This window comes from Streptomyces sp. NPDC051315 (assembly GCF_044455165.1).
Classification (GTDB): domain Bacteria; phylum Actinomycetota; class Actinomycetes; order Streptomycetales; family Streptomycetaceae; genus Streptomyces.
The window spans coordinates 416908-442643 of sequence record NZ_JBITEN010000003.1 but is presented as its reverse complement, the minus strand read 5'-3'; the positions used below and the strand labels follow the sequence as shown (position 1 = coordinate 442643).

31 protein-coding genes and 1 pseudogene are annotated in these 25736 nt (G+C 72.8%); 21 read left to right on the top strand and 11 right to left on the bottom strand.

Annotated elements, in window-relative coordinates; genetic code table 11:
* Positions 1-47 precede the first annotated feature (47 nt).
* The 3 genes from ACIBBD_RS08405 (at position 48) to ACIBBD_RS08395 (ending at position 1785) form a co-directional block, all read left to right on the top strand.
* Complete coding sequence (locus ACIBBD_RS08405; RefSeq protein ID WP_399418676.1) at positions 48-581, top strand: DUF4396 domain-containing protein; 534 nt, start codon at positions 48-50, stop codon at positions 579-581.
* A gap of 61 nt (positions 582-642) precedes the next feature.
* Positions 643-1050, top strand: a complete 408-nt coding sequence (locus ACIBBD_RS08400; protein WP_399418511.1) for a DUF6153 family protein — start codon at positions 643-645, stop codon at positions 1048-1050.
* A gap of 87 nt (positions 1051-1137) precedes the next feature.
* Positions 1138-1785: a DUF305 domain-containing protein gene (locus ACIBBD_RS08395; protein ID WP_399418510.1), complete on the top strand. Its 648-nt coding sequence runs from the start codon at positions 1138-1140 to the stop codon at positions 1783-1785.
* 176 nt (positions 1786-1961) lie between these two features.
* On the opposite strand, the gene ACIBBD_RS08390 is transcribed toward ACIBBD_RS08395, so the two are convergent.
* Positions 1962-2267, bottom strand: a complete 306-nt coding sequence (locus ACIBBD_RS08390) for a hypothetical protein (RefSeq protein WP_399418508.1) — start codon at positions 2265-2267, stop codon at positions 1962-1964.
* Between the two features lie 325 nt (positions 2268-2592).
* Here ACIBBD_RS08390 and ACIBBD_RS08385 point away from each other — a divergent pair, with 325 nt between their 5' ends.
* The 7 genes from ACIBBD_RS08385 to ACIBBD_RS08355 all read left to right on the top strand — a co-directional run bounded on the left by ACIBBD_RS08385 (position 2593) and on the right by ACIBBD_RS08355 (position 6864).
* Entirely contained in the window at positions 2593-2931 is a 339-nt protein-coding gene (locus tag ACIBBD_RS08385) for a MerR family transcriptional regulator (protein WP_399418507.1), read from the top strand.
* Positions 2932-3149: 218 nt separating this feature from the next.
* Positions 3150-3353: a cold-shock protein gene (locus ACIBBD_RS08380; protein ID WP_007383480.1), complete on the top strand. Its 204-nt coding sequence runs from the start codon at positions 3150-3152 to the stop codon at positions 3351-3353.
* Between the two features lie 214 nt (positions 3354-3567).
* Entirely contained in the window at positions 3568-5055 is a 1488-nt protein-coding gene (locus tag ACIBBD_RS08375) for a DEAD/DEAH box helicase (protein ID WP_399418506.1), read from the top strand.
* 144 nt (positions 5056-5199) lie between these two features.
* On the top strand, positions 5200-5535 hold the full coding sequence (locus ACIBBD_RS08370) for a CBS domain-containing protein (RefSeq protein ID WP_399418675.1): 336 nt from the start codon (positions 5200-5202) through the stop codon (positions 5533-5535).
* Between the two features lie 56 nt (positions 5536-5591).
* Complete coding sequence (locus ACIBBD_RS08365) at positions 5592-5879, top strand: SCO5918 family protein (protein ID WP_399418505.1); 288 nt, start codon at positions 5592-5594, stop codon at positions 5877-5879.
* 51 nt (positions 5880-5930) lie between these two features.
* Positions 5931-6308, top strand: a complete 378-nt coding sequence (locus tag ACIBBD_RS08360) for a hypothetical protein (RefSeq protein WP_399418504.1) — start codon at positions 5931-5933, stop codon at positions 6306-6308.
* Positions 6309-6384: 76 nt separating this feature from the next.
* Positions 6385-6864 carry a DUF5994 family protein gene (locus ACIBBD_RS08355; protein ID WP_399418503.1) on the top strand — a complete coding sequence of 160 codons (480 nt, stop codon included), beginning with the start codon at positions 6385-6387 and terminating at the stop codon, positions 6862-6864.
* Positions 6865-6895: 31 nt separating this feature from the next.
* On the opposite strand, the gene ACIBBD_RS08350 is transcribed toward ACIBBD_RS08355, so the two are convergent.
* Positions 6896-7228 (bottom strand): hypothetical protein, encoded by a 333-nt coding sequence (locus tag ACIBBD_RS08350; protein WP_399418502.1) that lies wholly within the window; start codon positions 7226-7228, stop codon positions 6896-6898.
* Positions 7229-7287: 59 nt separating this feature from the next.
* Between ACIBBD_RS08350 and ACIBBD_RS08345 the strand changes: the two genes are divergently transcribed.
* The 3 genes from ACIBBD_RS08345 to ACIBBD_RS08335 all read left to right on the top strand — a co-directional run bounded on the left by ACIBBD_RS08345 (position 7288) and on the right by ACIBBD_RS08335 (position 8393).
* On the top strand, positions 7288-7512 hold the full coding sequence (locus ACIBBD_RS08345; RefSeq protein WP_399418684.1) for a hypothetical protein: 225 nt from the start codon (positions 7288-7290) through the stop codon (positions 7510-7512).
* 209 nt (positions 7513-7721) lie between these two features.
* Positions 7722-7937 (top strand): DUF4287 domain-containing protein, encoded by a 216-nt coding sequence (locus ACIBBD_RS08340; RefSeq protein WP_399418501.1) that lies wholly within the window; start codon positions 7722-7724, stop codon positions 7935-7937.
* 42 nt (positions 7938-7979) lie between these two features.
* Positions 7980-8393, top strand: coding sequence for a VOC family protein (locus ACIBBD_RS08335; protein WP_399418500.1), 414 nt, complete (start codon positions 7980-7982; stop codon positions 8391-8393).
* Between the two features lie 14 nt (positions 8394-8407).
* Here the strand turns inward: ACIBBD_RS08335 and ACIBBD_RS08330 are convergent.
* The 4 genes and pseudogenes from ACIBBD_RS08330 to ACIBBD_RS08315 all read right to left on the bottom strand — a co-directional run.
* A pseudogene (locus ACIBBD_RS08330) lies at positions 8408-8696 on the bottom strand (LuxR C-terminal-related transcriptional regulator); the annotation flags it as partial.
* Between the two features lie 137 nt (positions 8697-8833).
* Complete coding sequence (locus tag ACIBBD_RS08325) at positions 8834-9880, bottom strand: SPFH domain-containing protein (RefSeq protein WP_399418499.1); 1047 nt, start codon at positions 9878-9880, stop codon at positions 8834-8836.
* A gap of 3 nt (positions 9881-9883) precedes the next feature.
* Entirely contained in the window at positions 9884-10315 is a 432-nt protein-coding gene (locus ACIBBD_RS08320) for an NfeD family protein (protein ID WP_399418498.1), read from the bottom strand.
* 252 nt (positions 10316-10567) lie between these two features.
* Positions 10568-12142, bottom strand: a complete 1575-nt coding sequence (locus ACIBBD_RS08315) for a carbohydrate-binding protein (RefSeq protein ID WP_399418497.1) — start codon at positions 12140-12142, stop codon at positions 10568-10570.
* Between the two features lie 298 nt (positions 12143-12440).
* Here ACIBBD_RS08315 and ACIBBD_RS08310 point away from each other — a divergent pair, with 298 nt between their 5' ends.
* Both ACIBBD_RS08310 and ACIBBD_RS08305 read left to right on the top strand, forming a co-directional pair.
* Entirely contained in the window at positions 12441-13721 is a 1281-nt protein-coding gene (locus ACIBBD_RS08310; RefSeq protein WP_399418496.1) for a hypothetical protein, read from the top strand.
* 400 nt (positions 13722-14121) lie between these two features.
* Positions 14122-14454 carry an antibiotic biosynthesis monooxygenase family protein gene (locus ACIBBD_RS08305; protein ID WP_399418495.1) on the top strand — a complete coding sequence of 111 codons (333 nt, stop codon included), beginning with the start codon at positions 14122-14124 and terminating at the stop codon, positions 14452-14454.
* A 91-nt stretch (positions 14455-14545) separates the two neighbouring features.
* Here ACIBBD_RS08305 and ACIBBD_RS08300 read toward each other — a convergent pair whose 3' ends face one another.
* The gene (locus ACIBBD_RS08300; protein ID WP_399418494.1) at positions 14546-16930 is read right to left on the bottom strand and encodes a FlgD immunoglobulin-like domain containing protein; all 2385 of its coding nucleotides are present in this window, start codon (positions 16928-16930) and stop codon (positions 14546-14548) included.
* Between the two features lie 151 nt (positions 16931-17081).
* Here ACIBBD_RS08300 and ACIBBD_RS08295 point away from each other — a divergent pair, with 151 nt between their 5' ends.
* Both ACIBBD_RS08295 and ACIBBD_RS08290 read left to right on the top strand, forming a co-directional pair.
* Positions 17082-17477 (top strand): luciferase family protein, encoded by a 396-nt coding sequence (locus ACIBBD_RS08295; protein WP_399418493.1) that lies wholly within the window; start codon positions 17082-17084, stop codon positions 17475-17477.
* A 6-nt stretch (positions 17478-17483) separates the two neighbouring features.
* The gene (locus tag ACIBBD_RS08290) at positions 17484-17969 is read left to right on the top strand and encodes a hypothetical protein (RefSeq protein ID WP_399418492.1); all 486 of its coding nucleotides are present in this window, start codon (positions 17484-17486) and stop codon (positions 17967-17969) included.
* A gap of 15 nt (positions 17970-17984) precedes the next feature.
* Here the strand turns inward: ACIBBD_RS08290 and ACIBBD_RS08285 are convergent, their stop codons facing one another.
* Genes ACIBBD_RS08285 through ACIBBD_RS08275 form a run of 3 tightly spaced genes read right to left on the bottom strand, consistent with a single transcriptional unit; the run spans position 17985 to position 19494 of the window.
* Positions 17985-18350, bottom strand: coding sequence for a DUF952 domain-containing protein (locus ACIBBD_RS08285; RefSeq protein ID WP_399418491.1), 366 nt, complete (start codon positions 18348-18350; stop codon positions 17985-17987).
* Positions 18347-18622: a DUF397 domain-containing protein gene (locus ACIBBD_RS08280; RefSeq protein ID WP_399418490.1), complete on the bottom strand. Its 276-nt coding sequence runs from the start codon at positions 18620-18622 to the stop codon at positions 18347-18349. The genes ACIBBD_RS08285 and ACIBBD_RS08280 overlap by 4 nt, the downstream gene beginning before the upstream one ends.
* Complete coding sequence (locus tag ACIBBD_RS08275) at positions 18619-19494, bottom strand: helix-turn-helix domain-containing protein (RefSeq protein ID WP_399418489.1); 876 nt, start codon at positions 19492-19494, stop codon at positions 18619-18621. Before ACIBBD_RS08275 ends, ACIBBD_RS08280 begins: the two co-directional genes overlap by 4 nt.
* 126 nt (positions 19495-19620) lie before the next feature.
* Here ACIBBD_RS08275 and ACIBBD_RS08270 point away from each other — a divergent pair, with 126 nt between their 5' ends.
* From ACIBBD_RS08270 to ACIBBD_RS08260, 3 genes are all read left to right on the top strand, one after another.
* Positions 19621-20094 carry an ATP-binding protein gene (locus tag ACIBBD_RS08270; protein WP_399418488.1) on the top strand — a complete coding sequence of 158 codons (474 nt, stop codon included), beginning with the start codon at positions 19621-19623 and terminating at the stop codon, positions 20092-20094.
* Positions 20095-20290: 196 nt separating this feature from the next.
* Positions 20291-21166 carry a helix-turn-helix domain-containing protein gene (locus tag ACIBBD_RS08265; RefSeq protein ID WP_399418487.1) on the top strand — a complete coding sequence of 292 codons (876 nt, stop codon included), beginning with the start codon at positions 20291-20293 and terminating at the stop codon, positions 21164-21166.
* Positions 21167-21218: 52 nt separating this feature from the next.
* The gene (locus ACIBBD_RS08260; RefSeq protein ID WP_399418486.1) at positions 21219-21836 is read left to right on the top strand and encodes a Uma2 family endonuclease; all 618 of its coding nucleotides are present in this window, start codon (positions 21219-21221) and stop codon (positions 21834-21836) included.
* A 4-nt stretch (positions 21837-21840) separates the two neighbouring features.
* On the opposite strand, the gene ACIBBD_RS08255 is transcribed toward ACIBBD_RS08260, so the two are convergent.
* The gene (locus ACIBBD_RS08255) at positions 21841-24579 is read right to left on the bottom strand and encodes an ATP-binding protein (protein WP_399418485.1); all 2739 of its coding nucleotides are present in this window, start codon (positions 24577-24579) and stop codon (positions 21841-21843) included.
* 369 nt (positions 24580-24948) lie between these two features.
* Here ACIBBD_RS08255 and ACIBBD_RS08250 point away from each other — a divergent pair, with 369 nt between their 5' ends.
* Positions 24949-25638, top strand: coding sequence for a response regulator transcription factor (locus tag ACIBBD_RS08250; protein ID WP_399418484.1), 690 nt, complete (start codon positions 24949-24951; stop codon positions 25636-25638).
* The last annotated feature ends 98 nt before the right edge of the window (positions 25639-25736 follow it).

The window sequence follows — 25736 nt, the reverse complement described above, 5'->3', positions numbered from 1 at the left end:
AGGCCGCCGCAACGGGGCCACACTGGATGGGAATGGGGATGGAAGTCATGGACCACAGCGCTCATCACACCGACACCACGCACGGCCGCACACCCCACGCCGCTCACGCCGCCCACGGTCACGCGGGGCACCCCGGTGGGCACGCGGGGGCGTCCTGGAGCACGGCCGTCAAGGCGACCCTGCACTGCCTGACCGGCTGCGCCATCGGCGAGATCCTGGGCATGGTGATAGGCACCGCGCTGGGCTGGGCCAACGTGCCCACCATGGCCCTGGCGATCGGCCTGGCGTTCCTGTTCGGCTACTCGTTCACCCTGTTCGCGGTAATCCGGGCCGGCCTGGACCTCAGAAGCGCGATCAAGGTGGCGCTGGCCGCCGACACCGTCTCGATCGCCGTGATGGAGTTCGTCGACAACCTCATCATCGCCCTCACTCCGGGCGCGATGGACGCCCACCTGGCCGACGGGCTCTTCTGGTCGGCCCTGCTGGGCGGGTTCGCCGTCGCCTTCCTGATCACCACGCCGGTCAACAAGTGGATGATCGGCCGTGGCAAGGGCCACGCGGTCGTGCACGCCTACCACTGACACCGCCACGGGGGCGCCCCGCGAGTGTCACTGACGCCGCCCTTCGCAGCCCCCGCCTAGGATGACGCCCGTGAACCGTCCCGAGCAGCGCACCGCCGAACCGCCCGCGCGGCGGTGGCGGGCGCTGCTCGTGCTGGGGCTGCTGGCCGGGCTGCTCGGCATGCACGGTCTGGCGCCCGGCGGCGCCCTTGCGGACCACTCCCACGCCCGGCCCATGACGGTCACCGCCACGGTCGTCGCCCACGACGACTGCTCCGGGCACGGGGACTGCGGAGGCAGCCCCCTCCACCACGCCGACCCGACCTGCGCGTCGGCCGGGGTGAGCGGAGGGCCGGCGCTGCCGGCGCTCGTGCCCGACCCGGTCGCCGCCCTCGTACGCGCCGACGCGGTCCGCCCGTACGCGGCCGTCGCCCCGGACGGTGCCCGAGCGCCACCCTCCCTGGCGGAACTCCAGCTCCTGCGGATCTAGACACCGCCCGCCGCACCGCGTCGCACCGCTTGCGCGACGTGGCGCACCGGTCTGTCGCGATCCCTTCCACCGAGCAGGAGTTCACGCATGAGCAGCACCCGTACCCTGACGCGCCGCGCCACCCTGGCGGCCACGGCCGTCACCGCCGCGCTCGTCCTCGCCGGCTGCGGCAGCGCCGACGGCGGCAGCGGCCACTCGGGCCACGGCGCCTCGTCGTCCGCGAGCGCCGAGGCCACCGCCGGCGCGCACAACGCCCAGGACGTCGCCTTCGCGCAGGGCATGATCCCGCATCACCAGCAGGCCCTGGAGATGGCGCGGCTCGCCCCCGACCGGGCCTCGTCCGCCCAGGTCAAGGACCTCGCCTCCCGGATCGAGAAGGCGCAGGACCCGGAGATCAGGACGATGAGCGGCTGGCTGACGGCGTGGGGCGAGGACGTGCCCGCCTCCGGCGGCTCCACGGAGTCGTCGATGCCGGGCATGGACCACTCGGCGCACTCCGGCATGCCCGGAATGATGGACGCCGCGGACATGGAGAAGCTGCGGAAGGCATCCGGCGCGGACTTCGACACCATGTTCGTGACCATGATGATCGAGCACCACGAGGGTGCCGTCGAGATGGCCACCACGCAGAAGAGCAAGGGTGAGTACGAGCCCGCCGTGGCGATGGCCGACGACATCGTCACCGCGCAGACCGCCGAGATCAGCGAGATGAACAAGCTCCTCGGCAGGAACTGACGGTCCCGGGAGGGGAGGCCGTGCCGTCACCGGCCTCCCCTCCCCCACCGCGGCCGGGACATGACGGGTACCGGCCAGGACACGAGGTCACTGGCCAGGAATGCCGGGCGGTCACGAGCCGGGCACCGTCCGCCCCTCAGGAGATCGGGTCCGTGAGCCGGGGACCGTCCGCCCCCTCAGGAGATCTCGTCCGGGTGGGTCCGGTCGGCGGGGGGCCTGCTGGCGTCGAGCCAGGAGCGGAGGGGGTCGGAGTCCTTCGAGCAGTCGAGCGTCAGGTGGAGCCGGGTACCCGTACCCGACGGGTCCGCGGGATAGCTGCGCTGCTCGCCGCCGGCGAAGAGGTGCCGGAGGGCGTCGGCCACCAGCCGGGCGGCTTCCGGGTCCTCGGAGACGATGCGGACCTCCACCCGGGCCCGCTTCCCGGGCTCCTCCCCGGGCTCCCCGGACCCTTCCGAACGGCGGTGTGTGGTGTCGGATGTCATGCCACGGAACCTACCCCGGACCCGCACGGCCCGCGTCGCCCTGCGTCCGAGGACGAGACCGGCCCGGCCACCGGCGTACGACGTGCCCTCGGCCGTTCCACGCTACTCCTGCGGGCCGGGGCGAGGACGCCGTCGGGAACGGCACGGTCTCCGGCTCGCCTCGCGGGACCACTCCGCGCGATGACGGGAATCTCCCACGGGGGGAGCACATTTCCGCGTCCGGCGGAGTTAGGGTTGTCGCGCCAGGCAAATGGTTCTGAGTCCTTCGGAGCACGGGTGCCGAGCACGCCCGAGTCCCTCGCCGCGTCCCCGAAACGAAGGTGCTATGCCCGCCGAGAACTCCCCCGCCGTCGGCAACCTCGACAACGACGACTACCCCGCGTACACCATGGGGAGAGCCGCCGACCTCCTCGGCACCACGCCCGCCTTCCTGCGGGCCCTCGGGGAGGCCAGGCTGATCACCCCGCTGCGCTCGGAGGGCGGCCACCGGCGCTACTCCCGCTACCAGCTGCGGATCGCCGGCCGGGCCCGGGAGCTCGTCGACCAGGGCACTCCCGTCGAGGCGGCGTGCCGCATCATCATCCTCGAGGACCAGCTCGAAGAGGCCCTCCGGCTGAACGAGGAAATGCGCCAGAACCTGGACGGGCGCGGTACGGATATCTAGTGCGGCCAATGCAGAAATGCGCGCGCCGCCGGGGCGAGTGCCCTGAAACACATGGGGTTTTCGGCAGACCTGTGTTAGCGTGATAGCAGTTGCAGTTTTGGTTACCAGAGACTTGTTTCTTTGCGGCGCTTTCCGGGTCTTTCCGGAGGGGTGATCATCGCGGCGACTCGGCATCCGTAAAGTGCGGATTCCGGCACTGCCCCCAAGGGAGATTCAATATGGCATCTGGCACCGTGAAGTGGTTCAACGCGGAAAAGGGCTTCGGCTTCATCGAGCAGGACGGCGGCGGCGCTGACGTGTTCGCCCACTACTCGAACATCGCCACCTCCGGCTTCCGCGAGCTTCAGGAGGGCCAGAAGGTGACCTTCGACGTCACGCAGGGCCAGAAGGGCCCGCAGGCCGAGAACATCGTTCCCGCCTGACGCTGACGCGAACCAATGTGGCTGGGGCCCGCACTCTAGGGGTGCGGGCCCCAGCCCATTGCTGTCCCGCAGTACCCGCCAGGCTCGGCTTCTTTTCGCGTTTCTTCGGCTCATTCTTGCGAATCCTCGTGCGGCTTTCCTGCCGCCGACTCGTGCGGCCCCTTTGCCGCCGGGAGGAATTCCTCGATACGTGCCGCATCGAGGAAGGTCCCCCATGACCCGCACCCGTGACACCGCTCGGGGCAACCGCTTCCGATCCCAGGACACCCGTCGGCAGGACTCCCGTCCGGCCACCCGGCGCAAGAACGGCCAGGGTTCCCGCCCGGCCCCGCGCCAGGGTGAGTTCGCCCTGCCGGTCACCCTCACCGAGCCGCTGCCGGCCGTCGAGGCGTTCGCCGACCTCGACATGCCCGCGCCGCTGCTGACCGCGCTGCGCTCCGAGGGCGTGACCGTGCCCTTCCCGATCCAGGCGGCGACGCTGCCGAACGCGCTGGCCGGCCGGGACGTCCTGGGCCGCGGGCGCACCGGTTCGGGCAAGACGCTCGCCTTCGGCCTGCCGATGCTGGCCCGGGTGAACGGACAGCGGGCGGAACCCCGCCAGCCCCTGGCCCTCGTCCTCGTCCCCACCCGGGAACTGGCCCAGCAGGTCACCGACGCGCTCACCCCCTACGCCCGGGCGCTGCGGCTGCGGCTCGCGACGGTCGTGGGCGGCATGTCGATCGGCCGGCAGGCGAGTGCGCTGCGCGGCGGCGCGGAGGTCGTCGTGGCGACACCCGGCCGCCTCAAGGACCTCATCGACCGGGGCGACTGCCGTCTGGACCGGGTGGCCCTCACCGTCCTCGACGAAGCCGACCAGATGGCCGACATGGGCTTCATGCCGCAGGTCACCGCCCTGCTCGACCAGGTGGCCCCGGGCGGCCAGCGGCTGCTGTTCTCGGCCACGCTGGACCGCAACGTCGACCTGCTGGTCCGCCGCTACCTGCACGACCCGGTGGTGCACTCGGTCGACCCGCCCGTGGGCGCGGTGACCACCATGGAGCACCACCTGCTGCACGTGCACGACGCCGACAAGCACGCCACCGCCACGGAGATCGCCGCCCGCGACGGACGCGTGATCATGTTCCTGGACACCAAGCACGCGGCGGACCGCCTCGCCAAGCACCTGCTGTCCGTCGGCGTGCGCGCCTCGGCCCTGCACGGGGGCAAGTCGCAGCCGCAGCGCACGCGCACGCTCGCCCAGTTCAAGGACGGCCACATCACCGTCCTGGTGGCCACCAACGTCGCGGCCCGCGGCATCCACGTCGACAACCTCGACCTCGTCGTCAACGTCGACCCGCCCGGCGACCACAAGGACTACCTGCACCGCGGCGGACGCACCGCCCGCGCCGGCGAGTCCGGCACCGTCGTCACCCTCGTCCTGCCGCACCAACGCCGCGCGGTGGACCGCCTGATGGCCGACGCCGGCATCACCGCGCGCACCGCCCGGGTCCGCCCGGGCGAGGCCGAGCTGAGCCGTATCACCGGCGCCCGGACCCCGTCGGGAGTGCCCGTCGTCATCGCCGCCCCGGTCGCCGAGCGCTCCGAGCGTCCCCAGCGCGCCGGGTCCGGCGGCCGCGGCCGGAGCGGACGGTCCGGCAGGACCCGGCGCTCCTCCTCGAACAACGGCCGACAGGCTTCCTCGAACACCGGCCGACAGGCCTGACCCCGGCGAAGAGAGAAGCCCTTGACGTCAGAAGCCGTCGGCGAGAGAAGCGTTGACGCGGAGAGGACACCCTTGACGCACGTTCCGAGCCGGCCCCCGCGGGCCGACGAGGCCGACGGCACCGGCCTGACCGCCCGTGACGCCATGGACGCTCCCGGACCGCAGGTCGACGACCACATGACGGTGGACGTGGCCCTGTCCGTCCTCATCGGTGCCCGCGTCCCGCACCTGCTCCTGCGGGACGACGACGGTCGCTGCTGCGGTCTGGTCACCCGGGCCCAGCTCGCCGCCCACCGCGGCGGCTCGTGGTTCAGCGACCGGACGCGGCTGCGGGACATCCCGCTCGACCGCGGGCCGTTCACCTCCTCGGCGGCGGGTCTCGGCGACGCCGAGGCCGCCATGCGGGTCCGGACACTGGATGTGTCCCCCGTGGTCGACGCGCAGGGCTTTGCCCTGGGTGTCCTCGCGCTCACCCCCTGACCGCTCGCGCGCGGTCGCCCCCTTCCGGCGTTCCTTCCACACCCTGTTGAGGCATCATGCGCTGTGTCATCGCACGTTTCCCCTTCGACCTGATCAAGAGCGAGGTCGAGCGGTCGATGGAGGGCATCACGCCCGAACCCGTCACCGGAGTGTCGGTGACCATCGGCAGCCACAAGTACCCCGTCAAGCAGGTCGGGGAAGTGATCACCAAGCAGGACCGCCGCGACTTCACCGCGCACGAGATGCGCAGGGCGCTGACCCGGCTCGGCTTCGTCTGCCACGACGCCCCCGCGGCGACGCCGGCCCCGGAAGTACCCTCCGGAACCGGCCAGTGGATCAGGTAACCCTTGTTGCGTCTCCCGCGTCCCCACCCCGCTCGACTAGGCTCTTCAGGCATGTCGCACCCTGACGAACTGCTCGTGGACATCGCCGCGCTGGTGGAGTCGGAGCGCAGCAGTCGGATGTCCCTGACCGTGGTCGTCCCCGGAGCCGTCATCACCGGACGGCTGGCCCCGGCCGCCCTGTGGAAGGAGCGCGTGGCGGAAGTGCTGCGCGACTCCGCGGACCTGGGGCACTTCGCCGCCGCGTTCACCACCGCCGACGACGGCGGCGGGTCAGCCGGGGACGAGGGCCGGCCCACGCACCTGCACTTCCATGTCGCCCGGATCCTCCAGGGCAGCTTCGGCATCCCCGACACAGGTGGCATGTACCGCGTGGCGTTGCGGGACGTGAGTGCCTGGACGGTCGGGGACATCGGCTACTCGGACCAGTGAGCCGAGACGGCGGCCGGACGTAGCCGGCTTCACCGCGGACGGCCGTGAGCCGTCCGGGACGGGACGTGATCGCACGATGGACGTGACCGCGCGCACCTACCGGATGCCCCTGCCCCGGCTGACACTCGCCCCGGGCACCGGCCACGGCCCGCTGGACGGCGCCTGGTGGCCCCGCTGCGACGCGCTGGAACTGGAGTTGCCCGCTCTGGTCGGCTCGCTGGACGCGGGCCTGGGGACCGTCACCCGGGTCACCGTGGACACCGCGGCCTGGCCGGACGCCCCGCGTACGGTCATGACGCCCGGCCAGGCGATCGAGGTGGCCCTGACGGACGTCGACGTCGAGGCGCACGCCATCAGCCTGGACTGCGGCGCCGCGGGCCGCTGGGAGCTGCTGGTCATCCCGCCCGGTGAGTCCGTCGCGGCGGCCACCTGGCTGCTGACCACCGCCTCCGATCCGCGCAACGCGCTGACGGCCCCGCACATGCTGGCCCTCGCCGAGTCAGGTTTCGACGACGGGACCGACCGGCGGCGGGACGGGGGCCCCGGCGCCTGGTGACACGCGCGCCCGCGCTCCCGTCCTCACGGAGTCATGACGGGCCGGACGGGTCACGGGGCGCGGCGTCGGCGCGGGCCTGGCGTGGCCGCATGCGGGTACTGGTCACCGGCGGTGCCGGTTCATCGCCGGAGCGGGTCGGCGCGGCTGAGGCGGCCGGTCCGGTGCGGCCGGTGTGCTCGGGCCGCCAGGCGTCCTCGCCGGTCATCGCCGCGGTGAGCCCCGCGTGGGCGGCTGTCTTGGTGGTCTGGAAGCCGCTCGGACCGCCGCCCGGGTCCGGGCCTCCGTGCGGGATGAGCAGGGCGGTCTCCCGCAGCGGCCCGTCGAAGCTGCGCCCGGCGTACCGAACAGCACCAGCGACCCCCACCGACCACCCACAGCGCCCCACGCCGGGAGACGGTGGGCGGTCCCGGGCGGGGGACACCAGTGCCCGCGTGGCTGCTCGCCGGGGTGGCGGTCGTGCCGACGGCGTTCACCCTCCTCGTGGCCGACCTGTCCGGCATGAGCAAGGCGGAGACGGAACGCGTCTGGCCGCCCTTCGCGCTGTGGCTGCTCCCCGCCTGCGCGTTCCTCCCGCGTCCGCGCGCCTGGCCGGCCGCGCAGGCGGTGCTCACCCCGCTCCTCAACCATCTGCTGCGCACCGGGTGGTGAGCCGGGGCGGACCGCGCGAGCCGAGGCCGTGACCGTCGACGTGACGGCCGAGCGCCGCGAGGGTGACGCAGGTCACTCCGGTCGCCCGATGATCTCGCGTACCTCCGCCGGTCCCACCCCGCGAGAACACCGCCGCACGGCGATCGCGCCGGGGCGGCCGAACGACAGGACGGCCAGGGCAGCCGGGACAGAGGGGACACCACACCGACATGACCGCCACCGCCAAGGGACCCGCCAGCTACTTTCCCTCCATCGAGAAGAAGTACGGCCGGCCGATAGCGGAGTGGAAGGAGCTCATCCGCTCCTCGCCACTGAGCAAGCACATGGGGCTCGTGAACTGGCTGAAGGCCGAGCACGGGCTGGGGCACGGTCACGCCAACGCGCTCGTCGCGCACACGCTCGCGGAGGCCGACGGCCCGCGCTAGTCTCCGTCCAGTCGACCGTTTTGCCCAGTTAAGGGAGATTTCATGGCCTCGCGTCTCAACCCGTATCTCAGCTTCGACGGCGACGCCCGGCAGGCGCTGGAGTTCTACCGGGAGGTCTTCGGCGGCGACCTGCGGATCAACTCCTACGGCGACTTCGGCGAGTCGGACGCCCCGGGGGCCGACAAGGTCATGCACGGCATGCTGGAGACGCCGAGCGGCTTCACCCTGATGGGCGCCGACGCCCCGCCCGGCATGGAGCACGCCGCCGGCAACAACTTCGCCGTGAGCCTGAGCGGCGACGACGACGCCGAGCTGCGCGGCTACTGGGAGAAGCTGTCCGCCGGCGGCTCGGTGTCCGTGCCGCTCGAGAAGCAGATGTGGGGCGATGTGTTCGGCATGTGCGCGGACCGGTTCGGCGTCCCGTGGATGGTCAACATCACCGAGCCGCGGGGCTGACGCAGGAGCCCGGCTCAGGGGGCCGGCGGGGCGGCCTGGACGAGGCCCGTCTGGTGGGCGACGACGACCAGCTGGGCGCGGTCGCGCACACCCGGCTTGGTCATCGCGCGATGAATGCGGGTCCGCACGGTCAGCGGGCTGAGCACGAGGACGACGGCGATCTCGGTGTGGGACCGCCCCTCGGCCGCCAGCGCCATCACCTCGCGCTCGCGGACGGTGAGCTCGGCCAGGTGTTCCGGGGGGTGCCGGGTGGGTGCCGGGGGCGGGGGAGGCGAGGAAGCGCGTGATGAGGGTGCGGGTGGCGCCAGTCCGCCGTGGGGACCAGGCGGTGTCGTGGGGGAGGCCGTGGGGCGTGGGCAGTGTCGAGGGTCGTGGGCTCCGGGCGCCGGCCCTGTGTGGCGGGGCCGAGGAGGCGCTCGGCCCCGTTCACGGCCGCTGGGTCATCCGCGGTCGGTGAGAGAGCGGGCCCGCAGGGCGCCGGAGGTGGCGGTGTCGGCGGTGGCCGCGTCGGCGAGGGCCTTGGCAGCGGCCTCCGCGGCCTGCGCGGCGTCGTCGGCGGCCTGGGCGGCCATGTCGTCCGAAGGCTTCTCGCGGGTGGCCGGCGACGGGGGGAGCGCCTCGTTGAAGGCGCGGGAGACCCCCTGGAGCGCGGAGGTGACCTCGCTGGGGATCACCCAGAAGGTGCTGCCGGAGTTCTGCGCGAGCTGGGGCAGCATCTGGAGGTACTGGTAGGCGAGCAGCTTGGGGTCGGGGTCGTTGCGGTGCACGGCCTGGAACACCTCGTCGACGGCCCGCGACTGGCCCTCGGCCTGGAGGATCGCGGCCGTGCGGTTGCCCTCGGCGCGCAGGACGGCGGCCTGCTTGTCGCCCTCGGCGGTGAGGATCTGCGACTGGCGTTGTCCTTCGGCGCCGAGGATCGCGGCCCGCTTGTCCCGCTCGGCACGCATCTGCTTCTGCATCGCGTCCTTGATGGACTGAGGGGGGTCGATGGCCTTGATCTCCACCCGGTTGACCCTCAGTCCCCACTTGCCGGTGGCCTCGTCCAGCACCCCGCGGAGCTGACTGTTGATGGTGTCGCGGGAGGTGAGGGTCTTCTCCAGGTCCATGGAGCCGACGACGTTGCGCAAAGTGGTGACGGTCAGCTGCTCGACGGCCTGGAGGAAGTTCGCGATCTCGTAGAACGCCGCTCGCGGGTCGGTGACCTGGAAGTACAGCACGGTGTCGATCTCGACGACCAGGTTGTCCTCGGTGATGACCGGTTGCGGTTTGAAGGAGACGACCTGTTCCCGCAGGTCGATCACCGGATACACGCGGTCGATGTAAGGGATGACGAGGTTGAGGCCGGGTTTCAGGGTCCGGTGGTAGCGGCCGAGCCGCTCGACGTTGCGAGCGCGCGCCTGGGGCACGATACGGACCGCCCGCACCACGGTGAATACCGCGATCAGCGCGACGATCAGGCCAGCGATGAGGTACGCCGAGGTCTCCATGTCTCAGTCCCGGGGGTAGACGAGCGCGGTGGTGCCGCTGATCTCTATGACGTCGACAGTCGCTCCGGGAGGGATCACCAGCGTCTCGTCGTAGGCGCGGGCCGTCCACTCCTCGCCGTCGATGCGGACCCTGCCGCCGAGGCCCGTCACCTCCGAGACGACATAGGCGGCTCTGCCGACCAGCGCGTCGATGCCGAACCGCTGGGCCTGGGGCTGGAGCACGTGGCGCAGCGCGATGGGCCGCACGAACAGCACGCTGGCGGTGGCGACGACGGTGAACACCAGGAACTGGAGGGGAAGGGGCAGCCCGACCGCGGCGAATCCCGCGGTGACCAACGCGGCCGCACCCAGCATGCCGAGCGCGGCGGTGAGTGTGAGGATCTCCGCCACAGCGAGCACCGCTGCGGTGATCAACCAGATCAGCCATGGATCCATCGCGCGCCTCTTCTGACGGGTGCGGCTCCTGACCGGTGCGGCCGCGGAAGGGCTGGATCGTCGGTCTCGGGTCACCACCGACATATCCCAGGGCTATATTTCCGCATTTCGGGCGGAAATACTCCTTTCCGGCACAGCAAACGACCCCCGGCCCGAGAGGGACCGGGGGTCGTCCGCCGCCCCGGGCGGCGCGGAAGGTCACCGCGTCGGCGCGGACGGACACCACGTCGGCGCGGACGATCACCGCGTCGGCTACAGCGTGACCTGCTTCCCGCCGAGGGTCACGACGAGCCGGCCGTCCGAGGCGAAGGACCAGCCCAGGGCGCCGCTGTACGAGGAGCACCGGGAGCCGTTGGAGCCGGTCCAGAACTGGTTGGTGCTGTCGGCGTCACCGACGGTCTTGTCGTTGGAGCCGCTGACGGTGAAGCGGCACGACGTGTTGTTCCGGAACACCGAGGTCCCGGCGTCCCAGGAGTAGTTGCGCTGGGTGTTGTCGATGCTGAGGTTGCCGGAGACGGCCATCGAGCCCGGGTTGCTGTTGTACGTGAACCCGTGCTTGCCGTTCTGGAAGGCGATGCTGCGCCGGACGACGTGGTCGACGGCGATGTCGTCGCCGCCGAGCTTGTAGCCGTTGCGGTCGCCGTTGGAGTTCACGGTGCCGTCGCTGAGGGTGCCGTTGCCGTAGGCGAGGGAGTCCTCAATGGTCACCGGGCCGATGGGGCCGGTGTCCGGCTTGGTGTAGAGGTCCCAGCCGTCGTCGATGTTGTGGTGGGCCACGGCGTACCGGAAGACGTTGCCGGTCCCGGTGGTGAGCTTCGCGGCGAACCCGTCGGCGTCCTCGCCGTCGGAGTCGGCGTTGTCGTGGGACTCGGCGCTCAGGACCAGGTTGCCGGAGGGCCACTGGGCGGCGGGGGTGGTGGAGGAGATCCGCCCGAGCTGGAGGCCCGTGTCCCGGTTGTAGCGGGTCACCGTGCGCTCGATGACGTTGTGGCTGCCGCCGACGTAGATGCCGTTGTCACCGGCGCGCTCGACGACGATGCCCTTGACGTGCCAGTACGAGCCGTACAGCTGAAGTCCGCGGTTCGACGAGCTCTCGGTCTGGGCGGCGAAGTTGAGCACCGGCGTCTCGCCCGGGTAGGCGGCCAGGGTGGTCCGTGCGGCGGCGGTGCCGTTGCTGGTCTGCGGGATGGTGACGGTCGACGTGTGGGTGTACGTCCCGCCGCGCAGGTAGATCGTCCCGCCGGCGGCGACACGGCTGATCGCCGAGGTGAGGGTGGTGGGGGCGGCCTGGGTCCCGGCCGCGCCGTCGGTGCCGTTCGGCGCCACGTACAGCGCGCCGCTCGCCGGCGGGGTGCTGCCGCTGGTCTCGACGTCCAGGTAGTCGATGTTGGGCAGGCCGGCGGCGACGGTCGGGCTGAGCCGGACGGTGTTGCTGCCCGCGTTGAGCGTGACCGTCAGGGTCTTGCCGACCCAGGTCGACCAGGCGCCGGTGCCCTCGAAGGACGGGGTCTGCACCGTCGTGCCGTTGACGATGAGCGAGGCCGGGCGGGCGGTGGTGGTGCCGTTGGCGAAGCGGACGTTCAGCGTCGCGGTGCCGGCGGTGGCGGCGTTCACGGTGAACTGGGCGTGGGCGCCGGTCGCGTTGGTGGCGTTGCAGAATCCGCTGCCGGAGTAGCCGGCCCAGTCGGAGTCGATGGTGCCGGTGCAGACCGCCGGGGAGGTCTCGGCCTCGTAGCGGGTGGTCGCGGCCTGCGCCGTGGGGCCGGACAGCGCGGCGAGCGCGCCTGCCAGCAGGCCGGCGCACGCCAGGGCGGATCTCAAACGCATCGTGGGGTCTCCCTCTCCAGGACGGTGCGGGTCGTCGACTGGTCGGAAAGCGCTTTCCACCGGCAGCTTGGAGTGTCGACCTGGACACGTCAATAGACGTGTCCTTGATTTCTGTTCATATGGATGGACAGAGACGGCCGGTTGCCGGTCAACTCCGGGGCATATCGCACGGAAAGTCGAGGAGGCAGACGAAGAAACGTTCTTCCCTTTGAACCGGGAGTCGCCGGGCCATCCCTCGCGCGGCCGGACGGGAAACGTCGTTGTGCCGGGTGATCGCGTTCGCCTAGTTTGGCCGGCCATGACCACGACGCGCAGAGCGATCCTCAAGGGCATGGCGGCCTCCCCGTTCGTCGGGGTGGCCGGTGGCCTGATCTCCCCCGCCGCCGCGCACGCGGCCACCCTCGACGCCGGGCAGTTCAGGCTCACCAGTCGCTCCGCCAACCGGTACGGCGAGTTCACCGGCCTGGCGGCCGGACTGGCGGACGTGCTGACCCGGGTGGACGTCGCCACGGTGATCGCCGGGACCAACCGCAGGGCCACCCGCCTCACCACCGCCCCCGGCACGGTCGAGGCCTTCCGGACCGGGTTCACCTGGGACAGCGCCGACCAGGCCGTCGACTACTGGATCCCGCAGGGCGTCACCACCAGCGCCGACGCCTACGGCAACGGCCTCTATCCGGCGGGCGGGAGCAACAAGGTCGTCCTCGTCTCCTGGTTCTTCGAGACCGACCCCGACGCCGACGGCGTCGACGAGTACCCGCTCGACAAGGGCATGCGGCTGACCTTCGTCGACCACTCCGACCCGGCCGCCCCGCGCTACCAGCACGTGCTGCTGGTCGAACCCGTCACGACCGGCACCGGCGCCCCCTCCTTCGCCCCGGTGCGCAAGCACGCCGGCGGCATCATGTGGTATGGCGACCTGCTGTACGTCGTCGACACGTACAAGGGGCTGCGCGTCTTCGACCTGCGCGCCCTCCTCAGGGTGGCCACCGGCGAGGGCGACGTGTGCGGTCTGCACACCGACGGCCGGTACTACGGCTACGGCTACCAGTACGTCCTGCCGCAGAGCCACGCCTACGACAACACCGGCGCCTACCTGCGCTACACGACGATCGGCCTGGACCGCGCCAGTACCCCCGACTCCCTCGTGGTCAGCGAGTACTCGACCGCCGGCACCGTCAGCTACACGGACGGCGCCTTCACCGGCACGGGCGAGCCCAGCACCGCCACCCCCAAGGTGGTCCGCTGGAACCTCGACCACACCACCCGCCACCTCGCCTCGCCCACCGCGACCGAGGCCGTGAGCGTCGCCCAGCGCAAGATCCAGGGTGTCGTCTCCCGCAACGGCAGGCACTACCTGTCCGTGAGCAACGGGCCGTCCGGCACCGGCGCCCTGCGCACCTTCACCTCCGGCGCCGACACCGCGACCACGGTCGGCGACCTGGCCGTCGGCTGCGAGGACCTCAGCTACCACAGCAGCGGGGCGTCCGGCTGGGCGTACGGCGAGTCCGTGATCTGGAACGTCAGCGAGTACGCCGGCAGGCGCTGGGTGTACGCGGTGCGGGCGGGCGGCTCCTAGGCCCTGTCGTCACATTCCCGTCGTCGCCCGAAGGGCGGCCCTGCGGCGTCAGGTGCGTGCTCTCGGTGTGCCGGGCCCTGACCCTCGTACTGGATGTACTCGGGTCTGGGCCCGGTGCGGCGAGAGTGCGTGCATGGCGTCGCGGGGCAGACGGGAATGTGACGACAGGGCCTAGGCGGACCGTGCCCGCGAACGGGACGAGCGGCCCGGCACGCAGACGCCCGACGGGAAACCGCCGCACGCGGCGATGCGCGGACCAGCCGGGCGCGGGGACCCCGGATCCGGCCGCGGCCATGGGCGGGGGAGCCGCCGTCGAGCCGGTCCCCGTCCGCCGGGACACGAGCGCGGGCTGCCGGCCCCACCCGCGCGTGGCGACGGGTTTCCGGCGGACAATGGGCCCATGAGCATCGTCAAGATCAACGTACTCACGGTCCCCGAAGAGCAGCGCGAGACGCTGGAGAAGCGGTTCGCCGCCCGGGCGGGCGCGGTGGAGAGCTCGGACGGCTTCGAGTGGTTCGAGCTGCTGCGCCCGGTGGAGGGCACCGACACCTACCTCGTGTACACCCGCTGGCGCACCGAGGAGGACTTCCAGAAGTGGATGTCCGGGCGGGGCCAGGCGGCGCACGGCGGCGGCTCCGCGGAGGGGAGCGGCGAGCGGCCGAAGCCCGCCGCGACGGACGCGACGCTGTGGTCCTTCGAGGTGGTCCAGCAGGCGGCGCCGAAGCAGGGCTGACGCCCGGGGCCCGGGATGCCGGGCACCGGGCGGGTCCCCGGCCCGACGGCGGGTGCGCCGGGCCGGGGACCGCTGGCCGGGACCGGTGGTGTCAGGCCGGGTCCGTCACGGTGAGCGTGCCCGTCAGGGTCAGGCCCGCTCCGGTGCCGTCCCGGGGCGCGGCCGTGAGTTCCCAGGTGTACGTACCCGCCGCCACCCGGGTGCCGTCGGCGAGGGTGCCGTCCCAGCCGGCGGTCAGGGCGGCGCCCACGGCGGTGGCGTCGAGGGTGCGCAGGACCTTCGTCCTGCGCTTGATCACCAGCGTGGCGCCGGTGGCCGGCTTCGACAGCCGCCACACCGGGTTCCAGGTGGCGCCCGCGGTGCGGGTGTAGACCGCGGGCGCGGCGGCCGTGGTGACGGCGAGCGGCTGGGCGGGGACGCCGCTCGGGACGACGTGGGCCTGTCCGGCGCCGTCCAGCCAGGCGACGCCGCCGCCGAACTTGTCGACGTCGTGGTTCTTCCACGTCGACACGACGGGCAGGTCGGTGAGGGTGCGGGGCCCGGTGGCGGTGCCGGTGTGGAAGTCGGTGAGCTGGAGCCGGCCGGCGGCGGTGTCGTGGTCGACGACGAAGCCGTCGCCGAGTTCGCCGCGCTGCGGGAGGGCGATGGTGGCGCCGGTCCGCAGGTCGTACACGCCGAACGGGGTGGACGGGTCGCCGCCCACGGTGTCCTGACCCAGGCAGTCCCAGTACACCCAGCGGCCGACGGTCTGGAGGTCGCGGATCACGCAGGAGGCGCCGACGGCGTACGAGGTGACCGTGCCGGTCGCCAGGTCGCGGGCCTCGATCCGTCCGCCCGTGCCGTCCGTGGTCCACAGCGTGGAGCCCCACAGCGCGGCGGCCGGGGTGGTGAGCCGCCGCACCACCGCCGCCCCGCCGGGTGCCTCGAAGTCGATGACCGCCCGTTCGTCGCCGCCGCCGTACACGGCGTACCGGCCGGCGGCGTCGCGCAGGCCGCGCCCGCTGGTCGCGGGGGTGGCCCGGTCGAAGGGGACGACCTCGGCGCGGGTGCCGGACGCGGTGGCGCGCACGACGACGTCGCGCTGGGTGGCGTCGTCGTGCCGGACGTGGACGACGGAGCCGTCCCCGGCGCCCAGCGGCCGGCCGTAGGCGTCGCCGGGCGGTGCGGTGGTGAGCTCGGCGCGCTCGCCCGCCGACGGCGTCCCGGTGAGCGTCACCTCGCGGGTCAGGTAGGCGGGGCGCGGCGCGCTGTCCTCCTCCTTGGTGACCAACCGGCCGCCGGAGAGCGCGATCCCGCGCACCACGGCCGGTCTGGAGGGCACCGTGGCCAGGGTGCGCAGGCGCAGACCGCCGTCCGCCGCGACCTCGACCCGGCGCACCGCCCAGTCGCCGGCGTCCGCGCCGCCCACGGTGACCGCGCCGCCGCCGGGGACCTGGAACAGGTCGGGCTGGGCGGCGGCCAGCAGGGTGACCGGTGAACCGCCGCCCAGCGGGGTGGCTTTGAGGGGGCCGCCGCGGCGCAGCGGCGGGTTCTGCTCGGTGGCGGCGGCGGGCCGGTAGCCGGTCAGCAGCCAGTCGCCGGCCAGTCCGACGACGGGAATGTCCGCGCCGTTCGACGGTACGGCGACCAGGGTCTGGGTCCCGGCCGGGTCGTCGCGGCGCACGACGCGGGCCGTGGTCATGCCCTGCTGGTACCAGGCGATGTGGGTCGGTGAGACGGCGGCCTGGATGTTCCAGGACTCGTCGACGGCGACGCCGGAGGTGACGGCCGTGAGGGCGCCGGTGGTCAGGTCGAGGACGCCGAGCGTGCGCCCGCGCAGGAACCGCACGACGGCGACCTGTCCGTCCCCGGCCACGACCGGGTACCGGTCGAACCGCTCCCCCTCCGCCGGGTCGACCGGGAGGTCGACGGTGACGCCGTCCTGGACGCGGAGGATGTGCAGCCTGTCCACCTGCCAGACCTCGTTGTACGAGATCGTCAGCACCGTCCGGCCGAAGGAGCCGACCGTGTACTGCCCGTCCGGCACGGTCAGTTGCGTCGACTCGCCGGTCGCCGGGTCGCGCAGCCCGACGACACCGCTCGCGCCGACCGGCACGGGCAGGATGTCCGTCCCGGCGCCGTAGTGGCCCTGCTGGCCCGGCACCGTGCCGGTGAAGTTCTCGACCGTGCGCTCGGTCCCGTCGTAGCCCCGCCACTGGTAGGTCGGTGTGGTGCCGTCGGTCGTCTCGCGGCGGTGGAGGTAGCCGGTGTCGCCCGCGGCGTACAGGGTGTCCTGGACCGGGACGTACTTCGCCGGGGTGGGCAGGACGAGTTCCGAGGCCGTCGTCGGGTCCGTGGCGTGGGCGGCCGGGGGAAGGGCGAGGGCGGGGACGGTGGCGACGGCCACGACGAGGGCCAGACGGCGGGCGGCGCGGCCGGCGGGCGCGGACGGGAGACGACGAGAACTATCGGGCGTGCGTTCGAATATGAGGCGCATGTTGATCACAGCGCGACGGGTGGCCGAACCGTCACAGCGGACGCACAGGCGGTCACACGGGCGGTCGCACCGGCAGACGCACCACCTCACGCACCGGTTACATTTCGCTCAACCCCTGGTTGCGGCGCGGTGATCGAGCGACCATGAGCACATGACACTGGCCGAACGCGCCATGGAACGACTGCGAGGCTGGCCCGACCTCCACGCGGGGCACGCCAGTTGTGGCGCAGGACGGGCGCTGCGCTCCGTCCACAGCGAGATACTCCACTTCCACTCCCCCCGGGACGTCGACCTGCACCTCACCGTCCCGGCCATCCAGCGCATCCACGCCGACCTGCGGGGGTCGACGGCGGTCCGGCTGGTGCCGGGATCGCGTTGGGTCACCGTCCACCTCGACTGCGACACGGACGTCGACCTGCTGATGAGCCTGGTCAGTGTCGCCCTGAAGGCCCACCTGGCGCAGGCACCGGGCACCGGGCCGTCCTCGGTCGCCTGCAACCTCCACCGCGTGACGCTGGTGCCGCGCGACGAACCCGACGAGCACTGAGGCCGCGTGGACCGACGGAGGGTCAGTTTCCGGCCACGGCACGGCGTCACCGCCGCGGCGGCGGCCGGGCTGGTGGTGGCGGTCGTGGCGGCGGGGGCGGTGTTCCTGGGAGCGCCCGCGGTGTACTTCCTGACCGACTACGGCTGCGGTGACGCGGAGGACCGGCTCGCCGGGACGCTGGCCGGGGAGGCCGTGCTGGCGGCCGAACCTGCGGGGGCGGGGCGCGAGGAGACGTACCGGGAGTGCGACGACGACGACCTGTTCGTGGTCGTCGGCGCGCGGTACCGGGCCGGCTCCGCCGCCCGGCAGGACGTCCTCGCCCACTACCGGCGGGCCGCCGTGGCGGACGGCTGGCGGCCCGGCCCGGTGTCCGGCTGCTTCACCAAGGCGGTCGGCGGCACGACCGCCTACTTGGAGCTGGAGACCCCGGACGCCGACGGCCGGTTCCACGTGGAGATCGTCGCGGACCGGGCGGGCAGCGAGTGGTGTTGACGGGCCGACGGCCCCTCAGGCCTGTGGTGCGCCCAGTCCGGTCGCCCGGCCCTCCTCGTCCCAGCGCACCTCGAGGACGCGGGTGACGGCATCGCGGTCGAGGGGGCCGAAGACGTGCGGGAACAGGGTGCCGTCGGGGACCCCGGGGGGCGGGGCGGGCTCCGCCGCCTCCCACGCACAGCGCGCGCGGAGACGCTCCTCGTCGAGGACCAGGGCCAGCAGCGGCCGGGGCGCGGCCCGGTAGAAGGCGTTCACGACGGCGAGGGTGGTGGCCTCGTCGGGCGAACAGTGCACGAAGCCGTCCTCGTCGAGGGAGGCGGGCGCGTAGGGCCGGTCGGGGCGGGCGTCCCAGTCGGCCTTCGGTACGACGTGATAGATCATGCGGACGCAGCGGCGTAACCGACGAAGTCCGCCCAGGACCGTGGGGTGAGGGTGAGACGGGGGCCGTCGGTGACCTTGGAGTCGCGGATGTGGATGGTGGCGGGGGTGGTGGCGACTTCCACGCAGGAATCGCCTTCGCTGCTGCTGCTGTAGCTGCTCTTGAACCATGCGAGCGCGACTTCTACGCAGGAGTCGCCGTCAGGGCCGTCGCTGTAACTGCTCTTGAACCACCGAAGCTCGGAGGTACCTCTGGCGGCAGCCTTGCGGATCATGTCTCTCCCAGCATTTTCTCGATGAAGGCCAGCGACTCCCTAGGGGTGAGAGCCTGAGCCCGGATGGTGCCATACCGCAGCTCAAGGATCTGCAGCTGCTTTGGATCCGAGATGGGTCGGCCGTTGTACGCGCCGTCAGCCCGGCCCAGGGCGGTGCCGTCCGGGAACTTCAACACCTCGATGCGGCCGCTCAGTCCAGGGTGTGCGTCGGAGTCCGTCGGCATCACCTGAAGCGTGACATTACGCATCTGGCCCACCTCCAGCAGATGTTCGAGCTGCCGACGCCACACCATTGTGCCTCCGACCGGCCGACGCAGCGTCGCCTCTTCTTGGACGAAGCTGAGCGCCGGTGCAGGCGACCTTTCAAAGATCGATTTCCGTGCCATGCGAGCGGCGAGTTGGCGTTCCAACTCGTCCGGTGAGTACACCGGCTGCCATGCCTCGAACAACGCCCGCGCATGCTCTGGCGTCTGCAACAGCCCATGGAGACTGAGCCCGACGTAGACCCCCAGTTCAATCGCCGCGGCCTCCAACTTGGCGATCTCCCGAACCTTCTTGGGATAGCGGACCTTCTTCACATCGGCCTTCATCGCCGAGATCAGCCCGCCCGCCTTCAGCACCTCGTCCGCCATGTCCAGGTACTCCGGCCGGGGAATCCTCTTCCCGCTCTCGATCTTGTAGGCGAGGTCCTCGCCGTACCCCACCGCCGCCCCGAACTCGGCGGCCCGCATCCCCACCGACTCCCGCCGCAGTTTCAGCTGGCGCCCGACCGTCGCGACGACCGCGACGCCCCAGTCGTCGTCCGGGTCCACCTCCCAACCCGGTCCGTCCGCCTCGCCCTTGAGCCGTGCCGCCTCGCCGTCGACCAGCATTCCGTGCCCCTCCTGTCGTACCCGCCGCCGACAAGCCCGGACACCACCGGACAACCGGCGGACAGTCACCGTACGCAACGGCGTCGTCACTTTTCACGGTAAGCGCGCCTGGCCACTCTGGGTGACGTGATCGGAAAAACCCCCCAACTCCACGCTCCCCTCCGCAACTTCTACGCCCAGCTGTCCCCCACGCCACGCGGAGCCCGTCTCGCCCGTCTGCTCGCGACCGAACAACTCCGCTCGTGGGGGCTTCCCTTGGATCCGGCGGAGCTGATCGTCGGCGAGCTCGCGGCGAACGCCGTCACGCACGGGCGCATCCCCGGCCGGGACTTCCGCCTGTTGCTCTACGTCATCGGCGACACCCTCCGCATCGAGGTGACGGACACGCGCAGTGACCGTGCGCCGTGCGTGGGACAGGGTGCCGCGGACGGCGAGTCGGGCCGGGGACTGGTCCTGGTGGACGCCCTGGCCGTCCGCTGGGGAGTGAGCGAGGGGCCGGCGCCGCGCAAGACGGTGTGGGCGGAGGTCCGTCTGCCACCGGAACCCGGGGCACCGTGCTGCGGTGCGAGGGGCGGTCTCTCCCAAGGACCCCATCGGTGAAAGAAACCCGACCAAGCCCCACCCCTCCCGCCCGCGCCGCAAACTCACTCGCGTGGGTGAATATGCCAACTCAGCTGGATTTGGGGGACCTTGCCTGCTCTACGCTCAGCGCGACCACCGCAGACATGCGACGGCCCCCGCCGGGACTGCCATCCCAGTGCGAGGGCCTAGCCACAGAGGAAGCCAAACCTTCCCCATGGATACGCGAAACCCTAGCGCGCCCGCGCCCGCCCGGTCCGGGCTTGCCGAGAACAACCACCCGAACCGGGGGCACCGTCACTCCGGACACGGCGGTCTCGTCCACGAGAACGCGCGGCACACCGAGCGGTTCACGGTGATTGGCAACCACCTCGCCCAGCACGAGGAGCTGTCACTGCTGGCGATCGGCCTGGGCGTGCACATCCAGTCGCTGCCGAAGGGCGCCCGGGTCGACATCAAGTCCCTGGCGGCCCGCTTCCCCGAGGGAGCGACCCGGATCGCCGCCGCGCTGCGCGAGCTGGAGACCCACGGCTACCTGCGCCGCACCCGCGAACGCGTCCCCGGCGGCCGGATCGTCACCCGCACGGTCTCCTGCAACCGGCCCGGCCACCGCAGTCCGGCCGCCGACGACCACAGCCCCTCCCCGCCGCCGCCCCGGAAACGCCCGGCCCCCCGCAAGGCGCTCCCCGCCGTGCCGCAGCCGTCGTCCCCGGCCCCCGCCCTCCTGCAGACGGCCACCGAGGTGCTGGTGGGCCTGCGCCGCCACGACCCCCGTCTCCTGCTCTCCGCCACCGACGCCGAACACCTCACCCCCGGCGTCGCCGCCTGGCTGGAACGCGACCTCACCCCCACCGCCGTACGCCACGCCCTGACCAGCGACCTGCCGGCCGAGCCCCTGCGCCGCCCGGCCGCCCTCCTCGCCCACCGCCTCGCCGCACAGCTACCGCCCCCGCCCCCGTTCCGGCCACCGGCCCCACCCGCCCCCGAGCCCAGACATCCGTTGCGGTGCTGCCAAGGCTGCGGCTGCCCCTTCCGCTCCCCGGACTACGGCTACTGCCCCGCATGCCAGTCCGACCCCCCGGAGGCCGCCTAGCATGAAAGCGACGATCCTTGCCCCTGGGCACAGACGACGAGGAGCGAGCGCCATGACCATCGCCCCGGACAACGCGCGGCAGGGCGCCTCCCCCCTCTACCGGGCCATGCGGGACTTCGTCCGGAACACGGACGACTCCCTGCCCGGCAAGTTCGAGATCACCAAGGAAGGAATCGTCCACGACATGATGTCGCCGGGAGGCCCCCACGAGGTCACGGCCGCGCACGTCAGTCGCCGTTTGGAGAGGGTCATGCCGGACGATCTTCTGGCCCACAACGGCACGCCCGATGTGGAGGACGAGCACGAAGGCATCATGCGGCATCCGGATGTGCTGGTGATCGCGTGGACGGACCTGGACGTCGAAGGGTCCGTCGACCCTCACACAATCATCGCCGCCATCGAGGTCGTATCCAAGTCCAACCCCGACAACGACTGGGTGACCAAGATGCGCGACTACCCCCTGATGGGCGTCCCCGTCTACGCGGTCTTCGACCCCCGCACCGGCACCGGCGCCGTCCTCACCGACATCCACCCCACCCCCGCCGGTCCGCGTTACGCCACCCGCAAGGACTTCGTCTACGGCGAGGACGTCACCATCGGCGAGTGGACCATCTCGACCCAGGACCTGCCGCTCTACGCGCACGAGCGGCACTCCCCCTCGGCACCCTGAGGCCTCACCCCTCTTCCACCAGGGCCTCCCGCAACTCCCCCCGCCGCCGTATCCCCAGCTTCCGGTAGGTGCTGGTCAGGTGGGTCTCCACCGTGCGGCGGGCCAGGTGGAGGAGTTCGGCTATCTCCGTGTTGGTGCGGCCGTCGGCGGCGAGTTCGGCGATGCGTCGTTCGCTGCCGGTCAGTGCGGCCGAGCCGGTGCGGGCGGTGGTGTGGCGGCGGGCGCCGCCCGCGCGGAGGGCGTCGTCGGCGAGGACGCGCAGGCGTACGGCGCCGAGGCGTTCGGCACGTTCGGCGGCCTCGCGCAGCCGGTCGCGGCCGCGGGCGCGTTCCCCGGCGGTGGTCAGCAGCCGGCCCTGGGTGAGGAGGGCGGCGATCAGTTCGGTCTCGGCCGGGGAGTCCCGCAGCAGGGCGACCGCCTCCTCGGCCAGCTCCAGGCCGCGCCGGCCGCCGGTGGCGCGGGCGAGGACACGCAGCGCCCGGCCGACCGTGCGCGGGGTGTCCCAGATCCGGGCCAGGCGGAGTTCCTCCTCGGCGAGGGCCAGTGCCTCCCGGTGGCTGCCCAGGGCGAGCCGGCACGCGGCGGCGGCCGTCCGCCACGGGGTGACGACCGGGCTGAGCACGGCGCGGGCCGACTGGCGGCGTCCGCACTCCAGGAAGTCGTGGAGGGCGCCGGTGGCGTCGCCCTCGGTGAGGCGAAGGACGCCCCGGGCGTACAGGAAGCGGTTCAGTTCCCAGGAGTCGGGCGCCTCCCGCAGGTCGAAGCCGTCCGCGAGGCGCCGCGCCTCGTCCGTACGTCCCGTCTCGACGAGGGCCAGCAGGGCGTGGGCGTCGGCGTTGACGGGGGCCACGCCGCGCCCGCGACGGGGGGTGAGGAGACGGTCGTAGCGGCCGCGCGCGGCGGCGATGTCGAGGCGGACGTCGTGCAGGGCGCGCGTCATCGGGTGCAGGAGGGCCGGGCGCTGGCCGGCGAGGCCCCGCTCGACGAGCCGTTCCGCCTCGTCGAGTTCGTCGGCCCACTGGGCGACGGCCGCGGCCGTGCCCAGCAGAAAGGGTTCCGCGAGCGGGTCGGCGGGCACGGTCAGCAGGGTCCGCAGTCTGCTCATCGCCACCCGCGCCGAACTGGCCCCGGCGGTGGCCGCGTACCGCACGAGCAGGGCCTGTCCGGTGGCGCCGACGAGTTCCGGGCTGCGTTCGGCGGTGTCGGTCAGCCAGCGGTAGGCCTCGTGGCGGACCGTCTGGTCCTGGTCGGACAGCAGCGCGGAGGCGGTCTGCACGGTGCGGGTCAGTTCGGGATGGTCGACCAGCCGCTCCTCCAGCCGGCGCAGCACCTCCACGGCCGTACGGACCTCGCCGCGCCCCGCGAGGGCGGTGCCGAGCGCGATGGCGGTACGGACCTGGTCGCGGGGTTCGGCGGGCAGGTTCAGGGCCTCGGCGAGACGGGGGATGCCGGCCGGGGCGTCGGCGGAGGCGTACTCCAGGGAGCCCAGCTCGGTCAGCAGCCGCTGCCGCTGCTCGTCGGGGAGGGGTTCGCGCAGGGCGCGGCGGAGGTAGGCGACGGCGTCCTCGGGGCGGGCCTCGCGCACGGCGACGGTGCCGGCGTCGCGCAGGACGCGCAGCGCCCAGGGCAGGCCGACGGGGGCGCTGTCCAGCAGTTGTCCGGCGACCGCCTCGACGCGGTCGCCGCGCCGCAGCATCGCCTCGGCGACCGCCCGGTGCGCCGCCTGACGCCGGTCGGCGGACCATCCGGTGAGCACGGCGTCCCGGAGCAGGGGGTGCGCGTACCGGGGCAGGCCCTCGGCGTCCGGACCGGTGCCCGGGCGGAGCAGTCCGAGCCGGGTCATCGCGGTCAGCCAGCCGGAGACGCGGGCGGGGTCGGCGCCGGAGGCGTCGGCGAGGAGGGCGGCGCCCTCGGTGCCGCTCCCCCAGCCGTCGAGCTCCGCCGCCGCCAGCAACCGCGCCACCTCGGCCGTCGCCGGGCCCGCGCTGTCCAGCCACCAGGAGACGGCCGCCGGGTAGGCGCCCGGGTACAGCGCCGCGCAGGTCCGCGGCACGGCCGCCGGGGGCGGGGTGCCGTCGAGGTCCTCCAGGAGGGCGCGCAGGAGCAGCGGGTTGCCGGCGGCCGCGCGGACGCAGTCCGCGATCCAGGCGGGCGGGGCGGTGGGGAAGGCGGCGCGCACCAGGTCGGCCGAGGCCTCGTCGGTCAGCGGGGCCAGGGTGTGGGTGCGGACCAGGGACGGGGACAGGGCGTGGGTGAGACCGGTGGGCTGCGGGTCGATGTCGTACTGGCTGCGCTCGGTGGTGACCACCAGCACCGGTAATCGGTCGATGTGGCGGGCCGCCTCGACGAGCCAGCGACGGGAGGCGCCGTCGGCGAGGTGGACGTCGTCGACGGCCACGAGCAGGGGGGACTCGGCCGCGTACGAGCGCAGCACCCGCCACAGCCGGGCCGCGCTGCCCCGGTCGTCGAGACCGGGCGCCAGGTCCGCGAACTCCGGTACCGGGCCCAGCAGATGCAGGACCGAGGAGAACGGGACGGCGGTGTCCTCGGGCGAGCAGCGGGCGCGCAGCACGCGCAGTCCGCGGGCGGTCGCGTGCGCGGCGGCGGCCTCCAGCATGGCGGAGCGGCCGGTCCCGGTGGCGCCGCGCAGCAGCACGAACCGGCCGCCGCCGGCGCGGGCCCGCTCGGTCTCGGACGCGAGCAGCGCGTGCGCGTCCTCGCGTTCACGCAACGGTGCGGTCATCCCTGCCTCCTGCTGGGTGATGGGCGGTGGGTGCGGGGTCATGAGGTGTGGCGCGGTGACGCGGGGGCAACAGGAAAGGGCCGGTGGGTGCGGGGCGGTGACCCGAGGGTCGAGGGATGATCTGCCCCGCAGGTTCCCGCAGGTGCTGTGGCGATCCTCACGGCGGTGCCCGAAACGGCCCGGAAAACCACGCACTCGCCTGTGACCTGCGACGATGCGGGTCCACCGTGGTGGTCGTGACGCTGCCCTCGTGGTCCCCCTCGTGGTGCTCCACGATTGCGCGCGCCCCGGGCGCCGCAGAAGTGTGGAGGTGACCCTCCCGCCACCGGCCCTCGCCGACCGGCGGGCCCGTGACCAGGGGGGAAACGGTTGCTCAGCGCACCCCGCACACCACACACCGGCGGCACGTCCCGCACACCGCACACCGGCGTCGGCACCGTCCGCCGGCGGATCGCCGTGTCCGTACAGGCCCCGGACCCGCTCTCCCGGGAGGGCGCGGTCAGCCAGCTGCGGGCCCGCCCGGAGGTCGAGCTGCGCGAGGAGTACGGGCACGAGACGGTGGCCCTGCTGATCGAGGACACGCTCGACGAGGCGGCGCTGGCCCGGCTGCGCCGGATCGCGCGCAGCGAGGGCTCACGGGCCGTGCTCGTCGTGGGCACGATCCGGGAGAACGAACTGCTGGACGTCATCGAGTGCGGGGTCGGCGCCATCGTCTGGCGCCGGGAGGCCACCGCGCACCGTCTGGTGCAGGCGGTGCTGGCCGCCGCCCGGGGCGAAGGGGACCTGCCCGCCGACCTGCTGGGCCGGCTGATCAGCCAGGTGGGCACCCTGCACCGGGGTGCGGCGAACCGGCCCGGCGCCCCCTCGCTGGGCCTGGCGTCCCGCGAGGTGGACGTCCTGCGGCTGGTCGCCGAGGGCCTCGATACCGGAGAGATCGCCAGCAAGCTGTCCTACTCCGAACGAACCGTCAAGAACGTCATGCACGGACTCACGACGCGACTGCATCTGCGCAACCGGGCGCACGCCGTGGCATATGCCCTGCGGGAAGGCTACATCTGACCGAACGGGCACTCGAAGGCGGACACGCGGGCCAGCAGCCCTGCCCGCCCGCCGACCCCGCCGCGCCTGCGGCCGGCCGGACGGACGGGGCACGATCG

Excerpts from the sequence above, each read along its gene's own strand:
- ACIBBD_RS08310 (WP_399418496.1), top strand. The coding sequence starts at position 12,441 with ATGACCACGACGCGCAGAGCGATCCTCAAGGGCATGGCGGCCTCCCCG.
- ACIBBD_RS08385 (WP_399418507.1), top strand. The coding sequence starts at position 2,593 with ATGCCCGCCGAGAACTCCCCCGCCGTCGGCAACCTCGACAACGACGAC.
- ACIBBD_RS08355 (WP_399418503.1), top strand. The coding sequence starts at position 6,385 with ATGGACGTGACCGCGCGCACCTACCGGATGCCCCTGCCCCGGCTGACA.
- ACIBBD_RS08315 (WP_399418497.1), bottom strand. The coding sequence starts at position 12,142 with ATGCGTTTGAGATCCGCCCTGGCGTGCGCCGGCCTGCTGGCAGGCGCG.
- ACIBBD_RS08400 (WP_399418511.1), top strand. The coding sequence starts at position 643 with ATGACGCCCGTGAACCGTCCCGAGCAGCGCACCGCCGAACCGCCCGCG.
- ACIBBD_RS08340 (WP_399418501.1), top strand. The coding sequence starts at position 7,722 with ATGACCGCCACCGCCAAGGGACCCGCCAGCTACTTTCCCTCCATCGAG.
- ACIBBD_RS08295 (WP_399418493.1), top strand. The coding sequence starts at position 17,082 with ATGACACTGGCCGAACGCGCCATGGAACGACTGCGAGGCTGGCCCGAC.
- ACIBBD_RS08335 (WP_399418500.1), top strand. The coding sequence starts at position 7,980 with ATGGCCTCGCGTCTCAACCCGTATCTCAGCTTCGACGGCGACGCCCGG.
- ACIBBD_RS08365 (WP_399418505.1), top strand. The coding sequence starts at position 5,592 with ATGCGCTGTGTCATCGCACGTTTCCCCTTCGACCTGATCAAGAGCGAG.
- ACIBBD_RS08370 (WP_399418675.1), top strand. The coding sequence starts at position 5,200 with ATGGACGCTCCCGGACCGCAGGTCGACGACCACATGACGGTGGACGTG.
- ACIBBD_RS08360 (WP_399418504.1), top strand. The coding sequence starts at position 5,931 with ATGTCGCACCCTGACGAACTGCTCGTGGACATCGCCGCGCTGGTGGAG.
- ACIBBD_RS08320 (WP_399418498.1), bottom strand. The coding sequence starts at position 10,315 with ATGGATCCATGGCTGATCTGGTTGATCACCGCAGCGGTGCTCGCTGTG.
- ACIBBD_RS08300 (WP_399418494.1), bottom strand. The coding sequence starts at position 16,930 with ATGCGCCTCATATTCGAACGCACGCCCGATAGTTCTCGTCGTCTCCCG.
- ACIBBD_RS08275 (WP_399418489.1), bottom strand. The coding sequence starts at position 19,494 with ATGCTGGTCGACGGCGAGGCGGCACGGCTCAAGGGCGAGGCGGACGGA.
- ACIBBD_RS08405 (WP_399418676.1), top strand. The coding sequence starts at position 48 with ATGGACCACAGCGCTCATCACACCGACACCACGCACGGCCGCACACCC.
- ACIBBD_RS08280 (WP_399418490.1), bottom strand. The coding sequence starts at position 18,622 with ATGATCCGCAAGGCTGCCGCCAGAGGTACCTCCGAGCTTCGGTGGTTC.
- ACIBBD_RS08390 (WP_399418508.1), bottom strand. The coding sequence starts at position 2,267 with ATGACATCCGACACCACACACCGCCGTTCGGAAGGGTCCGGGGAGCCC.
- ACIBBD_RS08375 (WP_399418506.1), top strand. The coding sequence starts at position 3,568 with ATGACCCGCACCCGTGACACCGCTCGGGGCAACCGCTTCCGATCCCAG.
- ACIBBD_RS08395 (WP_399418510.1), top strand. The coding sequence starts at position 1,138 with ATGAGCAGCACCCGTACCCTGACGCGCCGCGCCACCCTGGCGGCCACG.
- ACIBBD_RS08265 (WP_399418487.1), top strand. The coding sequence starts at position 20,291 with ATGGATACGCGAAACCCTAGCGCGCCCGCGCCCGCCCGGTCCGGGCTT.
- ACIBBD_RS08305 (WP_399418495.1), top strand. The coding sequence starts at position 14,122 with ATGAGCATCGTCAAGATCAACGTACTCACGGTCCCCGAAGAGCAGCGC.
- ACIBBD_RS08285 (WP_399418491.1), bottom strand. The coding sequence starts at position 18,350 with ATGATCTATCACGTCGTACCGAAGGCCGACTGGGACGCCCGCCCCGAC.
- ACIBBD_RS08380 (WP_007383480.1), top strand. The coding sequence starts at position 3,150 with ATGGCATCTGGCACCGTGAAGTGGTTCAACGCGGAAAAGGGCTTCGGC.
- ACIBBD_RS08325 (WP_399418499.1), bottom strand. The coding sequence starts at position 9,880 with ATGGAGACCTCGGCGTACCTCATCGCTGGCCTGATCGTCGCGCTGATC.
- ACIBBD_RS08260 (WP_399418486.1), top strand. The coding sequence starts at position 21,219 with ATGACCATCGCCCCGGACAACGCGCGGCAGGGCGCCTCCCCCCTCTAC.
- ACIBBD_RS08255 (WP_399418485.1), bottom strand. The coding sequence starts at position 24,579 with ATGACCGCACCGTTGCGTGAACGCGAGGACGCGCACGCGCTGCTCGCG.